This is a genomic window from Streptomyces viridiviolaceus, from assembly GCF_014650995.1.
Lineage (GTDB): Bacteria > Actinomycetota > Actinomycetes > Streptomycetales > Streptomycetaceae > Streptomyces > Streptomyces viridiviolaceus.
This window is the reverse complement of record NZ_BMWA01000020.1, coordinates 129,090-143,341: the sequence shown is the minus strand read 5'-3', so window position 1 is coordinate 143,341 and position 14,252 is coordinate 129,090. Positions and strand designations below refer to the sequence as shown.

The following is a 14,252-nucleotide window of genomic DNA, read 5'->3' as shown; positions in this document are numbered from 1 at the left end:
AGACAGGATACGGACCAGACGGACTGGTCTCGGCAATCGCATGGAGCCTCCTGAGAGGTCGGATGACAGCTGGTATGACATCGTTGTCACGTCCGAGTGTCCCGTCAAGGCCCCGCGCTGAGCGGATCGTTGACGAGATGCGGGTGGGTCACCGGCCGAGGAGACGATGCCCGCCGACCGGGGCCCTACTCCTCGGGCCCGCTGAGCGGACGGTCCGAGGAGGCGATGATCCGGGCCGTGAGGTCCGGGTCCGGCATCCGCGGGTCGAAGGGGAACATCGGCCGGCGGATGCGGTGGTGACCGAGTCGCGTGAGGTCCTGGTCGACGCCGCCCGGGGTGAGCGCCATCTTCCAGTCGGCGGCCATGGCGAAGAGCTCCGGTTCCAAATAGCCGATCTTCACGATGACGACATCGGCCGTGCGCGGGTTCAACGAGAGGTCGGTGAAGTCGTGTTCGTGGTGGTACGGCTTGCGCAGTCGGGTCAGAATGACGTGTACGCTGCCGATCCGCAGCACCACCTCCGTCTGCGCATCCCGGTCGCCGTGCCGCACCGCGTGTACCACGCCGGTCATGGTGAGCGGCCCGGCGTGCCGGTCGTCGACCTCAGCACCCGCGGTGACGGTGACCGTCGCTCCGACCCCCGCCCGTGCGGCCGCATCGACCGCGGCCGGCCCCGGCAGCGAGGCGTACAGCACGGTCGGGCCGGACGGTTCCTGGAACTCCGGGCGGGCCAGTACCTGTGCGAGGCTCCAGGTGACGTCGCCGGCGCCGCCCGCCGTCGGGTTGTCGCCGGTGTCGCTGACGAAGTACGGCCGCGCCGTGGAGGCGAGTGCCTCGTCGAGGCACTCGTCGAGGGTGCCGGTCGGGGCGACGAAGGCGAAGTCGTGTCGCGCGTCCCAGAGGCCACGGGCCAAACGCTCGGCCCCGGCGGTGACGGCGGCTTCGTCGGAGCCGGTGACGACCACGGCTGCCCGGTTGCGCGGCTCGTCCGCCCACGCGTAGCCGACCCAGACCGCGGCGTCCGTCACCCCCTCGGCCGCCTCCACCTCCTCGACGGCCGCGTAAACGCTCTTGGCGGGCTCGACGCGGGTTGAGGTCTGTTCGCCGGCCAGCAACACCGGCACCGGAATCCATGCCTTCACCGGACGAGGTCCGCCGCCCGCCAGATGGTCGACGAGGTTGCGGACGGCGCGTTCCTTGGTCTCCGTGGCGTCCTCGTGCGGAGCCATGCGGTAACAGGTGATCAGGTCGGTCAGGTGGACCAGCGCGCGGGAGACGTTGCCGTGCAGGTCCATGGAGGTGGACACGATCACGTCCGGGCCCACGACCTCACGGATGCGGGCCAGCAGTTCCGCTTCGGCGTCGTCCAGCCCCTCGACGGTCATCGCGCCGTGGATGTCGAACCAGAGGCCGTCGACCGGCCCCAGCTCCTTGAGGCGGTCGATGAGTTCGCCGGACAGGTCGGTGTACGCGGACGCCGTCACCGTACCGCCGGGCAGGGCCTTGCCGACCAGGGAACCACGCCAGTCGGCAGCGGAGCGCAGGGGCTGCCCGTGCGCCAGGAACGGATAGCGGGTGAGGACGTCGGCGCCGCGCAGCGGGTGGAAGGCGAGGGCCTCGGTGCGGGCCGGCGAGAACGTGGACGACTCGATACCGAGACCGGCGACGGCGATCACGGGACGGGGTGCTGGCATGGCTCCTCCGCGAGCTGACAGGGGTGGTTGCCGGGGCCTACGGGGTGGCCGCCCATGCCCGACGTCAGGGGTGGTCATGGCCGGTGACCGCAGGCGACCCGTCGGACGCCGCCTGATCGCGCGTGTGCGTCCGGTAGAGGTCGAGTTCGCCGTCGAGTTCGAGGGCCAGCACGGTGCACAGCGGGTCGAGGTCGTCGTCGGAGAGGTGGATGTACTCCCACCCGGGTACCTCGCCGAGTCCGCCGACGCGCTCGTGGCGCACATCTGTGTCCGCGCCGAGCACCCGCGCCGAGGTCACCGCGTTGCGTACACCGCGCAGGACCACGAATTCGTTGGGACGGTCGAAGAGGAAGAGATACAGCGTCCTGCGGTCGGCGGAGAGTGTCGAGGGGCCGTAGAAGTGGCCGTGCGGCATACCTCGATCCGTCCCGTAGACGGCGGCGGAGTGCCGGCCGATCCACTCCCCCAGGGCCTCCAGACGGGCGACCTGCTCCGGGAGGATGGTGCCGTCGGCCTGTGGACCCACGTCGAGGAGCAGGTTGCCACCACCACCGATGGTCTCCGCGAAGATGCGGACCAGCTGCCTCGGCGACTTGTGGCGGGTGTCCCGGGGCTGATGGCCCCAGGAGTCGTTGATGGTCAGGCACAGCTCCCATGGGCCGGCGGGTGGCTCGACGGGCACGCCCTGTTCGGGCGTCGCGTAGTCGCCGTGGCCGGTCAGTCTGCCGTTGACGACGGTGTGCGGGGAGCGCATACGGATCTCCGCGGCCAGAGCGTCCATCCCCCACTGTTCGGGGGTTCTCTCCCACTCTCCGTCGAACCACAGAAGGTCGGGCTGGAAGCGTTCCAGGATTTCGCGGACCTGGGCCCGGTGGAAGTCCAGGAAGTTCCTCCACCGGGCCGGATCCTCTTCGCCGGGAGCAGGCATCGAGTAGGGATTGCCGCGTTCCGCCGGGTCCTCGTCGGGCCTGCGCAGTGTGGCGTAGTCCGGATGGGACCAGTCCAGGTGGGAGTAGTAGAGGCCGGCCTTCACCTCCCTTCGGCGCAGCGCCGCGACGTACTCGGCGACCAAGTCGCGTCCGGCGGGGGTCCGCTTGACCACCGACAGATCGTTCGCACTGGTGTCCCACAGTGCGACTCCGTCGTGGTGCTTGGCGGTGAGCACGGCATAGCGGGCGCCCGCGCGGACGAAGAGGTCCGCCCATGTGTCCGCATCGAAGCGGGCGGCGGTGAATCGGTCGAGCTGCGCCATGTAACGGTCGTACGGAATCCTGCCGTCGAAGAACGACCAGGACTCGGCGACGCCGTCGACGCTGTAGATGCCCCAGTGGATGAAGATTCCGAGTTTGGCCTCGGTGAACCAGCGTTGCAAAGTCATCGTGACAGCTCCGTCAGTGTGTCAGCGAACCGTCACTCCTCCGGTGGAGGAGTGCCTCAGGGCTCGTCGGGGAGGCGCAACCGCCCGGGTGCTCGGGGTCGGGGGCGTCGTGCGTGTCCCATCTGTGCGCGCCCGGGGTGCAGCGCGTCGCCGCGTGTCTGCCCGAGCACCGCACGACGACGGCCTGGGCTGCCCGGTGCCGCTGCGTCATGCGGCACCACCTTCGATCGCGAGCACGGCCGCAGGCGCCCCCCGCAGCTCCTCCGGCACGACCACCGTGCCGTCCGGGTCCGTCACCGCTCTCCGGTGGCCGCCTGCGGTGAGCCAGCTCGCGGGGCGGCCGGCGGCGAGCTCGGCGACGTCACTCGCCGGCCTCAGCCGCCCCTCGCCCGGCGCCAGGTCCGTCACGAACAGGGTTTCCTCGCGCGTCGTGTAGCGGACGGGATGACGGGCCACGTCGGTGTGGCGGCGCCATGGCCGGGTACCGTAGACCGCTGCGCCGTTGACCCGCAGCCACTCCCCCAGCCGGCGCAGCCGCGACACCTGGCTCTCGGGCAGCGAGCCGTCGGCCCGCGGGCCCACGTTGAGCAGCAGATTGCCGTTCTTGGCCACGGTGTCGACGAGCAGCTGGATCAGCTCGGTGGCGCCGATGAGATGCCGGTCCTCCTCGACCGCGTTGTGGCCGAAGGACTGCCCGAGTCCCCGGCATGCCTCCCACACCCGCTCGGACGGCTCGTCTTCGGTCAGGTACTCGCGTGTGCGCACGCCGTGGTACGGCACGCCCCAACGGTCGTTGAGCAGGCCGTGGGACACCTGTTCGAGATAGCGGGCGAACAGCGCGGCCAGGTCTCGGTCGCCGCGCCCCTTTCCGTCGTCCGGCCAGTCGATGTCGTTCCAGAGGTAGTCGGGCCTGAACCGCTCGACCAGCTCGACGAGCTGTGCGTGTGCGTAGTCGGCGAAGGCCCTGTCGTTTCGGCGCAGTTCGAACAGGTCCGTCAGCGAGCGGATCGGCGGGAACGCGCTGACGTGCCAGTCGAGAGCGCCGGAGAAGTACAGTCCCAGCCGCAGACCGTGGCGGCGTGCGGCGCCGCTCAATTCGGCCAGCAGGTCGCGGCGGGGCCCGCGGCGTGCCGCGGTGAACGGGGTGGTACCCGAGTCCCAGAGGCAGAAGCCGTCGTGATGCTTGGCCGTGGGCACGACGTAGCGTGCGCCGCATTCGGCGAACAGGGACATCCACGCATCGGCGTCGAAGCGTTCGGCCGTCCAGAGGTCGGCCAGGTCCTCGTACGACGTGCCCACGCCGTACGTCTCCTCGTGGAACCGGCGGGTGGGCGATCCGGCGATGCGCACGGTGTTGGCGTACCACTCGGCGTACGGATGGTGGACGAACTCCAGCTCGACGGGGGTCTGGACATCGGGGTTGCGAGGCGTGCCCCAGGCGGGCACCGAGTAGATGCCCCAGTGAAGGAATATGCCGAACTTGGCGTCCCTGTACCAGCGTGGCACGGAGGCGGACGGGTAAACGGGTGTCTGTGCACCGAGGTCGGGACCGGTGCGTTGGTCGAAGCGCAACAGGGGATCCTCCTTGGTGGCCACGGCGAACCGCGACCGGCCGACGTGGCCGGGCCCGCGGCGTGAGGGGTCAGCGCCCGGCCAGACCGGTGGCGGCGATGCCTTTCACCAGGTGCTTTTGCAGTGCGATGAGCAGCAGAAGGGTCGGGACGAGGGAGATGACGGAGGCGGCCATCACCAGGTGCCACTGGCTGCCGTTCTGTCCGAAGAACAGCTCCAGGCCGAGCGGCACCGTGCCGAGCGCGCTGACGTCGTTGACGACGATGAGGGGCCACAGGAAGCTGTTCCAGTAGCCGATGAAGGTGAAGACCGCGAGCACGCCGAGCGCGGGGCGGGCGATCGGCAGCATGACGGAGAGGAAGGTGCGCAGGGGCGAGCAGCCGTCGAGGGTGGCGGCCTCCTGCAGCTCGTACGGGATTCCGCGGAAGAACTGCCGCAGCAGGAACGTGCCGAACGCGGTGAAGGCCCAGGGAAAGATGAGCGCCTGGTAGCTGTTCACCCAGCCGAACTCCTGCATGAGGATGAACATCGGGACCACCAGCACCTCCTGCGGCACCATGAGGGTCGCGAGGAACACCATGAAGAGGCCGTCCCTGCCACGCCACCTCAGCCGGGCGAAGGCGTAGGCGCCCAGTGAGGAGGCGGTGAGGACGACGAGCGTGCCGATGGCGGCCACCAGCAGTCCGTTGAGGATGAACCGCTGGAACGGCAGGTAGTCGAAGACGTCGGCGAAGTTCCGCCAGCGCAGGTGGGAGCCGATGAGCGAGGTCGGGTCGGCGAAGGTCTCCCCCGGCGGCTTGAGCGCGGTGGCCACAGCGTAGACGACCGGTGCCAGGAAAAGCAGCGTCACCGCTGTGAGAAGCACATGGGAGACCAGACGGCCTGGGGTCCATCGGACCTTGTCAGTGCTCATAGTGCACCCACCGCTTCTGGCCGAGGAACTGCACGGCGGTGATCAGCAGGATGACGGCGAAGAGGAGCCACGCGCCTGCGGCGGCCACACCGAGGTCGCGCGAGACGAAGCCGTTCTCGTAGACGTTCTGCACCATCGTCACCGTCGAGTCTCCCGGTCCTCCCTTGGTGAGGATGTAGGTCTGGGTGAATACCTGCAACGACGTGATCATGGTCATGGTGGTGACGAAGAAGACCGCGGGTGACATCAGCGGCAGCTGGACGCGCAGGAACTTCCTCAGGCCCCGGGCCCCGTCGATCTCCGCGGCTTCGAGCACCGAGCGCGGCAGTTCGTCGATGGCGGCCGAGAACACGATGAGGTTGTAGCCGATGCCCTGCCAGACGCTCATGACCACCACGGAGATCATCGCCGTGCCGGAGTCGGCGAGGAAATTCGGGGCGGCGATGCCGAACCAGCTGTCGAGGTAGTGGGCGATGACGCCCTGGGGCTGGTAGAGCATCTTCCAGATCACCGCGTTGACCACCATCGGTGTGATCGCGGGAATGAAGAAGAGCACCCGGAAGACCTGCTGCCAGCGGCTGCCCGAGATCCAGAACGCCAGGCCCAGGGAGAGCAGGACGTTGAGCGGCAGGAACAGCGCGGTGAAGAGGAAGGTGTTGCGGACGGAGACGAGGAAGCCGGGGTCTTCCAGCAGCAGGTAGCGGAAGTTGTCGAGTCCGAGGAAGGACCGCTGGCCGAAGATGGGCCAGTCGTACAGGCTCATCACGACGGCCATCGCCACCGGGAACAGGGTGAAGACGGTCAACCCGAGGACCCCCGGGGACAGGAAGCCGTAGGCGTACCAGCGTTCCCGGCGACCGGGTCCGCCGCGGCGGCGCGGGCGCGGCCGGGCGGCGAAGCCGGGCGCGGGCCGGGTTCTCTGCTCGATCGGTCGTGTGGCCACGGTTCAGCGTTCCGCCTTCTTCTGTATGGCCGTCAGCGCCGCTTCGGCAGTCGTCGACCCCGTGTAGGCCTCGAGCAGATACTGACTGAACAGGGTGTTGACCTCGTCCCAGTTCCGGGTTCCCACGAACGGCTCTCCGCCGGCGAGGCCGTCGCGGACGGCATCCATCCCGGCCTCGACCGTCTCGGTCTTCCCGCCGGTCTGCTGGGTGAGGAACTTCTCGTACGCCGGCTGCGCCGCGGTGCGGGCGGGAGAGACGCGGCCCTGCCCGGCGAGGTAGTTCTGCGCCTCGGGTCCGGTGAGCACGGACAGCGCCTTGACCGCTTCCTCCTTGTAGGCGCAGCTCTTGGAGATGCCGAAGCCGGAGTTGGCGACGTAGGTCTTCGAACCGTCGGGTCCGGCGGGGATCGGCGCCACGCCGACCTTGAACTTCGCCTGCGCGGAGGTGGAACCGAGGTTCCAGGTGCCGTCGACGGCCATCATCGCGTTGCCGTTGACGAACTGGGTCTCGGCCCATCCGCCGTCGCTGGAGCTGGCCGGGATGCTCGCCGCCCCCTCCTTGGTGGCCAGGCCCGAGTACCAGGTCAAGGCCTCGATCATGGCGGGGTCGTCGAGTTGCGCCTTGCCGTCGGCGGTGACGGGGCGGGCGCCGTTGTAGGTCAGCGCCATGGTCAGCATGGGGAGGTCGGAGAAGGAGAGCCCGAAGCCCGTCTTCCCGCTTGTGGTCAGGGACTTCGCCGCCTTCTCGAAATCCGCGACGGTCCAGCCGGGCTTCGGCTCGGCGAGGCCCGCCTTCGCGAACGCGTCCTTGTTGTAGTACATGAGCATGCTGGCGAGGTCCATCGGCAGCGCGTACTGCTTGCCTTCCCACTGCAGGGCCTCGAGCGCGGCCGGTTCGAAGCCGTCCGTGCCGGTGGCGCCCTGGAGGTCGTCCAACGGCTCCATGAGGTCTGCGAAACCGGACAGCCGAAGGCTCTGCATGCTCACGATGCACGGCTGGTCGCCGCCCGCGGCCTGTGTCTGCAGCTTGGTGAAGTAGTCCTTGAACGGGGCGGTCTTCAGGTCCAGCTCGATGTCGGGGTACTCCCGGGTGACGAGCGACGCGAGGTGCTTCAGCTGCTTCTCCTCATCCGCTCCGGCGGCCCACATCTGCCAGCTCAGGGTGACCGATCCATCCGACCTTTTCGACCCTCCCGACTCTTCGCCGGATGTGTCCCCACACCCGGCGAGTGCGACGAGTGCTCCTACCGCCGCGACACTGGCCCACTGCATGGCACGCAAACGCATTGCCTGACCTCCTCATTCGACACCCGGTAGGGGAAGGGGGGTGTGACCGAGTATTTTTTTCGGGCCCGAGTAAATTGGGACGGTAGAGGTGCAAAGATCGGACGTCAAGAGCTACAACTCCACGCGCTCACAGACCGAAAGGGGATGACGTGAAGGCACAACGCCCGGCACCTGGGGATCTGATCCAGACCGAGATCCTGGCGCTGCTCGGGGCAGCCGGGCCGCTCAGCCGGGCGGAGATCGCCCAACTGCTGCGTGTAGGTACCGCGACCGTCACCGATCACACCCGGCGGCTCATCGGCGAAGGTTTCATCCGCGAACTGAAGCCCCACGCCTCCTCCGGCAAGGGCCGCCCTCGCGTACCGCTTCAACTGGTCCCCACCGCCGCCCATGTCCTTGGCCTGCGCGTCGCCATCGACCATCTGGCCGGCGTCGTGGTCGGGCTCGACGGGCAGATCACCGACGAGTTCCGTCTCCCCCTGCGGGTGGCAGAGTCACCCGTTGCGCTGCTCACCCGGGTGCTGCAGGAACAGATCGAGGCGCGGCGGAACACCACGCCCATCCGCGGGGTCGGCGTTGCTGTCCCCGGCATGGTCGATCCGGTCTCGGGCGTCGTGCGGCTCTCCGCGATCATGGACTGGCACGATCTGCCGCTGGCCGCGGAGCTCGGCCGGGCCCTGCCCGTGCCGGTTCTCGTCGACAACGACCTTCGTTCCAGCACGACGGCCGAGCTGCTGTTCGGCATGGGACGTGATCACGACGACTTCCTCGTCCTCGGCATCGGTGACGGTCTCGGTATGGGAGTCGTGCTGGAGCGACGCGTCCAGCGCGGCGCGGACGGGTTCTCAGGCGAGTTCGGCCATCTGCCGGTCGACCGGACCGGGCCGCGCTGCAACTGCGGCAACCGCGGCTGTCTGCAGTCCTTCGTCGGGCAGACGGCACTCGTGGAACGGGCCCGACGCGCCGGCGTCGAGCTCGGACCGGGGTACGGGCTCTCCGAACTGGTCGACGCCGCCGAACGTGGGGAGCCGGCGGTGCTCGCAGTCCTGGACGAGGCCGGCGAGCTACTGGGACGCAGCGTCGCCGGCGTGGTCAACGTCCTCGCGGTCAAGGCGGTCAAGGTGATCGGCGAGAGCCTCGTGCTGTGGCCCCACCTCGGCCCGGCCTTCACCGCCGCGGCCGTCGCAGGGGCGATCGAGCCGCTGCGGGACCTGGAGATCACCGTGGCACCGTGGCGGGACACGGAGCACGCGCGGGGTGCGGCCTGCCTGCTCCTCGCCCGCAGCGGAGCCATCACCAGGGCATAGCCCGTACGGCGCCGCACACGCCGCACGCACTCCACGGGCCTGACACGGCCGCACCTCACCGAGCCCGTACGGGCGACGCCGCCGTCACCCCTGCTGCACACGGCCGTAGACCTGGACCTCGGCCAAGTTGAGCTCGACGGGGTCCGTGCCGGCCAGCCACACCCGCACATACCGGCCCCTGGCCGTGGTCGCGATCGTGGTGGGGCTTGCGGCCTGGTCCGTCTCGTGGTGGCTCCAGACGCCCGGCTTGCCGAGCTGGTCCGCGAGCGTTCCCGAGAAGGGCTGGTCGGACACCAGGACGTAGAAGTCCTTCGTCCGCTCCGCGCAGCAGTCCGTCCGATTGTAGATCTTGATCTTCTCGAGGTCCGCGCTCGCTCCGAGGTCGACCTGCCACCACGGCTGCGCCTCTCGGCCGCTGGTGGTGGAGAAGTCGAAGAGGTCACCGTCCACGGACTTGTCGGCGCCGAAGGGGAACGCCCCGCCCCACTCGTAGTCGGAGATCTGGGTCGCCTGCTTGCCGCGGGCGAGCTCACGCAGGGGTGGCAGTCCCATCGATTCGTCGTGGAGGTTCGCCACGCGCGAGACGAAGTCCTCGATGAACGGATCACCGATCTTCACCTGGCCTTGCCGGCCCTGCTCCGCCGGATCGACCATGATCTGCGACGCGGCGGCGGCAAGGGAGTCCATGGACTGGCGCTCCTGCGCCGCCTCGGCCGCGTCGTGGGCATCGAGTGCGGCAAGGACGTTCAGTCCGTGCTCCATCGACTGCCCCCACAGTTGTGTGGCGTCCAGCCAGCGGGACGCGTCGGAGAGGAACAGCTTGTCGGGCACGCCCTCGCGGATGATGCCCGGGGCTTGTGCGACGGCGCGTACGGACGGGCGGAACTCGGCGATCGCCCGCTCCGCGTCGCTCCCGTGGCCCTGCCAGAAGCGCTCGACCGCGGCGCCGAACACCGGAGCCTGGGGCTGCCACGGCTGGGAGCCGAAGGTCGGGGCCATGTGGTTGAGGTCGACGAACACCTGGACCGCATCGGCCGTGCGGCTGTCCCCCGCGGCGAGGTGGAGGGCTGCCTGGCGTGCGGAGCGGTCGCGGTCGTAGCCCCGGTCGTTCCACGAGAAGTCCGACATCGTGAAGACGGCGAGCTTGCTGGCGGCCTCCTGGTTCATCGGATTGGAGACAATGCCGCTGAGGTGGTCGGACAGGCCCGGCTCACGCTTGTCGTACGGCGCCAGCAGCAGTCGGCCCGCAGTCCGGGCGAAGTCGTTGACCGGGTAGTTGTCCCACACGAAGACCTTCCGGCCGAACAGTTCCGCGGCCCTGGACGCCTGGGCGTTCGTGATCTGCGGCGGCACCACGTCGGTCCCGGTCCACATCACCTGCACCGCGGGGTCGAGCGTGGTACGGATCGTCTGCTTGTACGCGGTGTCGGTCAGGTCGCCGTACTCCGTAGGCACCATCTGCAGCGGATTGACCCCCTCCCGCTCGGCGACGAAGTCGTGCTGCACCGCGTTCAGCAGGCCGACCTGGGCGCGCGCCGCCGCACCGCGTCCCGGCGCGCCGAACTTCTCCGCGTCACCAGGGCAGTTCCAGCGGGTGTAGCTGATGTCGTCCAGCGGTATGGAGAAGGACCGCACGCCCGCGTCGTACATGGCCTGCAGTTTGTCGGTGAGTGCCCTGGTGTCGGCGGGGTCGGAGTAGCAGATGGACGCGCCGGGTGAGACGGCGAAGGTGAAGCGCACATGGCCGGCCCGGGCACGGTCGATCAGTTGGCGGAGCTCGGCGAGCCTTACCGCGGGGTAGGGCTCACGCCACTTGTCGCGGTGGTACGGATCGTCCTTCGGCGCGTAGACGTACGTGTTGGACTTCATCTCGCCGAGGAAGTCCATGTGGTCCAGCCGCTCGGCCGCCGTCCACGGCGGGCCGTAGAAGCCCTCGATGCTGCCGCGCAGGGGCATCGAGGGGTAGTCGCTGACCTGGGCACCCGCCACCGTCCAGTCGTCACCGTGACGTTGGAACAACTGCCGCAGCGTCTGCACGGCGTAGAACTGGCCGGCAGCATCCGTGCCGCCGAGCGCGATGTCCGGATGTGCCTCCCCCTGCGCGCCCCGCGTGGAGACCTTCAAGGCGTAGCCCTCGGCACGGGCGGGTACGGCGGTGTCACCCAACGCGGCTGCGATGTCGGGGCGATCGGCGACTCCCAGCCTGACGGTGAGCAGTCCTTGGGACGCTTGCGGAACCGCGCCGGGGGAAACGTTGTCAACGCGCGCGACACCGTGCTTCTTCAGCTCACGGACGAGGCGGTCACGTGCGGACGCGTCGGTGTGCTCGTCCACGACGAGGAGCACACGGCCGGTGACGGTGACGTCGTCGCCCGAGCGAGAGATGGACTGCGGCGTCGGGGAGACGGACGGCAGGGGGCGGGCGTTCGCCGCGGCGGTGACGTGGGCGTCCGGCGGTTCGGCGGCCCGGGCGACGGGCGGGAAGGCTCCGAGCGCGAGGGAGCCGGTCAGGGCGAGTGCTGCGAAGGCGATGGAGCGTCTTGCCACAAGCCCTCCAAGTGGCCTAGACCAGTTAGACCACAACAGGCTACTCGTGAACCGGCGCCCGTCGTCAAGGGGTTCGCCGTACGGCACGATGCGACCCCGGGTCACCCTGGCGGCTCGTCACACCGCCTACCGGCCGATCGTCGCACCATGGACCGGCACTCGTTCCACACCCTTGACAGTCATCGGATGTCTCTCTACGTTTCCAGCCGACCGGCCCCTCATGAGCCCACGAATCGGCAGAGAACATTGGGTGAATGAGCGACCCAGCGGCCGAAACACCCCATGGTGCCGGCCGTTCTGCGCTCACCCTGCCTGTCGACCGCCACCCCGGAGGCGCTATGCGTCGCGTCATACCGGTGCTCACCGCGATTCTCGCGGTCCTCACCGGGTCCTTTCTCTCCCCGGCCGTCGCCGACGAGCCCGGCTCGCAACAGACCGGCCCACCACCGGTGGTTCCCAGACCCACACAGTGGGACGCCCTCGGCGGCACTGTCGCCCTCACCGAGCGCTCCCGGATCATCGTCGCCCCGCAGTCCCGTACCCGTACGGCCATGCCGTCCGGCCAGCAGGAGCTGCCGGGACCCGCCCGCCAGACCACGCATCAGCTCGCGACCCAACTGCAGGGCGAGGTCGAGCAGGTCAGTGGTCTGCGCCTCACCGTCACCAGCGCGCCCGTGGAACCGCGCCGGGGCGACATCCGGCTGCGGCTGACGGACGATCCCGAGCTCGGCGCCGAGGGCTACCGGTTCGACAGCTCGGACGCCATCCGCGTCGACGCTGCCACCACCCACGGCCTCTACTACGGGACGCGAACACTGCTGCAGACGCTGCGCGCCGACTCGGGCCACCGTGACGTGCCACGCGCCCGCAGCACGGACCGGCCCACCCAGCGGATGCGGATGGTACACCTCGACGCCGGCCGCAAGTACTGGACGATGGGCTACCTCGAGAACCTCGTCCGGCGGATGGGCGATCACAAGCTCAACACCCTCTTCCTGCATCTTTCCGAGTCGGAGGGCTTCCGCCTGTACAGCCCGAAGTTCCCGGGCCTGGCCGACCCGGACCACAGCTACAGCCGCGCCGACATCGAGCACCTGAAGTCGTTCGCCGCCCGCCATCACGTCCAGGTGATGCCGGGTCTGGAGATCCCCGGGCACGCCACGGCGATCAGTGAGACCTTCGACATCGGCTTCGGCTCGGGCGAGAACCCGTGCACCGGCGCCCACACCCACTCCCATCTCACTCCCGACTGGATCATCGACATGACCAGTGAGAAGGCGGTCGAGACGACGAAGGCCATCGTCGACGAGTTCACGCGCTGGTTCGACGCCCCGCTGTTCTCGATCGGCGCCGAGGAGGTCCCCGGCCAGCTCGGCGACTGCCCCCGGGTCAAGGAGTTCCTGGCCGACGACCCGGAGGTCAGCACGCTCGGCGATCTCCTCAACCGTTACATCAACACCCTCGACGACGTGGTGACGAAGAACGGCAAACGCACCGCCGTCTACAACGGATCCGAACACATGGACGCACCGCAGCAGACGGTGCACGGCCCGGTCGTCTTCATCACCTGGGAGGGCACGGGCAGCGAACCGGCCATCCCCGGTCACGACGAAATCGCCATAGGGCCGTTCTACGTGACCCCGAACAACTACCACAATCTGTACCCGAACCAGTCCTGGATGTACGACACATGGGCGCCGAGCACGGCGCCGGACATGCTCGGCTCGAGCGTCATGAACTGGGCCGACTACAACTTCTGGGCCGAGGACGGCTACTTCGAGCAGCACATGGCGATGCCGCGCGCCATCCTGGCCGACCGGACCTGGAACGGCTCCTCGACCCCGGGCTCCGTGGCCGGGTTCCGGACCCTGGTGACACGCCTCGGCGATCCACCCGGCGTCCGGCCGGCCCCCGAGAAGCCGCGCGTGGACGACGGACGGCCCAGCCACCACTGGACGTTCGACGAGGCGTCGTACCCCAGCGGATGGACATACGCCAGCCGGCCACCCCAGACGATCATGGCGGAGGACATCGCGGGCGGCCTGCCCGGCACCTCGTACATCATCAACAACCCGGAGCTCGTCGACGACGGCGTACGCGGTCAGGCCTTCCGCTTCGACCACGACCGTGACGGGGTGGGCTTCGGCGGTCTGGACGTGGCCGAACCGTGGACCGTGTCCGCCTGGGTCAGGCTCACCGAACGGACCGGTGATCAGGTGCTGCTCAGCTCCGAGTCCGGCGCCCTGAAGCTGCAGCAGTACGGCACCGGGAAGGTCGGTTTCACCCGCTACGGCGACGCCGATCACAGCTTCGACTACACGCTGCCGCTCGCCCGGTGGGTCCAGCTGACCTGGGTGGCCGAGCCGGGACGCACCACCTTGTACGCCGACGGGACCCGGGTCGGCACCATCGACGCGTCCGTGCCGCTGCCGATGCGCTCGATCGGAACCCCGAAGGTGAGCCTGCGGGGTGACCTCGACGAGCTCGTCACCTGGGACGAGGCACTCACCGCCGACCAGGTCCGGGGGCGGTTCGCCGCGTACCGCCGCTGACCCATTACGCCGTCGACGGCGTAGATGTCCAGTGGATGAATACGCCGAGCCGTGCTCGG

Annotated in this window: 9 protein-coding genes; 2 read left to right on the top strand and 7 right to left on the bottom strand. The window is 69.0% G+C overall.

The genetic code is table 11. The annotated features are described in order from the left end of the window. Positions 1 to 185 precede the first annotated feature (185 nt). The 6 genes from IE260_RS27660 to IE260_RS27635 all read right to left on the bottom strand — a co-directional run bounded on the left by IE260_RS27660 (position 186) and on the right by IE260_RS27635 (position 7,649). Positions 186 to 1,694, bottom strand: a complete 1,509-nt coding sequence (locus IE260_RS27660; protein ID WP_189876542.1) for a M81 family metallopeptidase — start codon at positions 1,692 to 1,694, stop codon at positions 186 to 188. Positions 1,695 to 1,758: 64 nt separating this feature from the next. Next, entirely contained in the window at positions 1,759 to 3,072 is a 1,314-nt protein-coding gene (locus tag IE260_RS27655) for an alpha-L-fucosidase (RefSeq protein WP_189876540.1), read from the bottom strand. A gap of 207 nt (positions 3,073 to 3,279) precedes the next feature. Continuing rightward, positions 3,280 to 4,644, bottom strand: a complete 1,365-nt coding sequence (locus IE260_RS27650; protein ID WP_229881338.1) for an alpha-L-fucosidase — start codon at positions 4,642 to 4,644, stop codon at positions 3,280 to 3,282. 70 nt (positions 4,645 to 4,714) lie between these two features. Then, entirely contained in the window at positions 4,715 to 5,557 is an 843-nt protein-coding gene (locus tag IE260_RS27645) for a carbohydrate ABC transporter permease (RefSeq protein ID WP_189876538.1), read from the bottom strand. After that, positions 5,547 to 6,500, bottom strand: a complete 954-nt coding sequence (locus IE260_RS27640; RefSeq protein ID WP_229881336.1) for a carbohydrate ABC transporter permease — start codon at positions 6,498 to 6,500, stop codon at positions 5,547 to 5,549. The genes IE260_RS27645 and IE260_RS27640 overlap by 11 nt, the downstream gene beginning before the upstream one ends. A 3-nt stretch (positions 6,501 to 6,503) precedes the next feature. Next, entirely contained in the window at positions 6,504 to 7,649 is a 1,146-nt protein-coding gene (locus IE260_RS27635) for an ABC transporter substrate-binding protein (protein ID WP_189876536.1), read from the bottom strand. Positions 7,650 to 7,936: 287 nt separating this feature from the next. Between IE260_RS27635 and IE260_RS27630 the strand changes: the two genes are divergently transcribed. Continuing rightward, a complete protein-coding gene (locus IE260_RS27630) occupies positions 7,937 to 9,094 on the top strand; it encodes an ROK family transcriptional regulator (RefSeq protein ID WP_189876534.1) in 1,158 nt (385 codons plus the stop codon). A gap of 84 nt (positions 9,095 to 9,178) precedes the next feature. Here IE260_RS27630 and IE260_RS27625 read toward each other — a convergent pair whose 3' ends face one another. Then, positions 9,179 to 11,641, bottom strand: coding sequence for a beta-N-acetylglucosaminidase domain-containing protein (locus IE260_RS27625; protein WP_229881330.1), 2,463 nt, complete (start codon positions 11,639 to 11,641; stop codon positions 9,179 to 9,181). A gap of 338 nt (positions 11,642 to 11,979) precedes the next feature. Between IE260_RS27625 and IE260_RS27620 the strand changes: the two genes are divergently transcribed. Continuing rightward, positions 11,980 to 14,193 carry a family 20 glycosylhydrolase gene (locus tag IE260_RS27620; protein ID WP_229881327.1) on the top strand — a complete coding sequence of 738 codons (2,214 nt, stop codon included), beginning with the start codon at positions 11,980 to 11,982 and terminating at the stop codon, positions 14,191 to 14,193. Positions 14,194 to 14,252: the final 59 nt, after the last annotated feature.

What these genes read in the sequence shown, in the direction of transcription:
- IE260_RS27645 (WP_189876538.1), bottom strand. Translation starts at nt 5,557, where the DNA reads ATGAGCACTGACAAGGTCCGATGGACCCCAGGCCGTCTGGTCTCCCAT.
- IE260_RS27620 (WP_229881327.1), top strand. Translation starts at nt 11,980, where the DNA reads ATGCGTCGCGTCATACCGGTGCTCACCGCGATTCTCGCGGTCCTCACC.
- IE260_RS27655 (WP_189876540.1), bottom strand. Translation starts at nt 3,072, where the DNA reads ATGACTTTGCAACGCTGGTTCACCGAGGCCAAACTCGGAATCTTCATC.
- IE260_RS27635 (WP_189876536.1), bottom strand. Translation starts at nt 7,649, where the DNA reads ATGTGGGCCGCCGGAGCGGATGAGGAGAAGCAGCTGAAGCACCTCGCG.
- IE260_RS27660 (WP_189876542.1), bottom strand. Translation starts at nt 1,694, where the DNA reads ATGCCAGCACCCCGTCCCGTGATCGCCGTCGCCGGTCTCGGTATCGAG.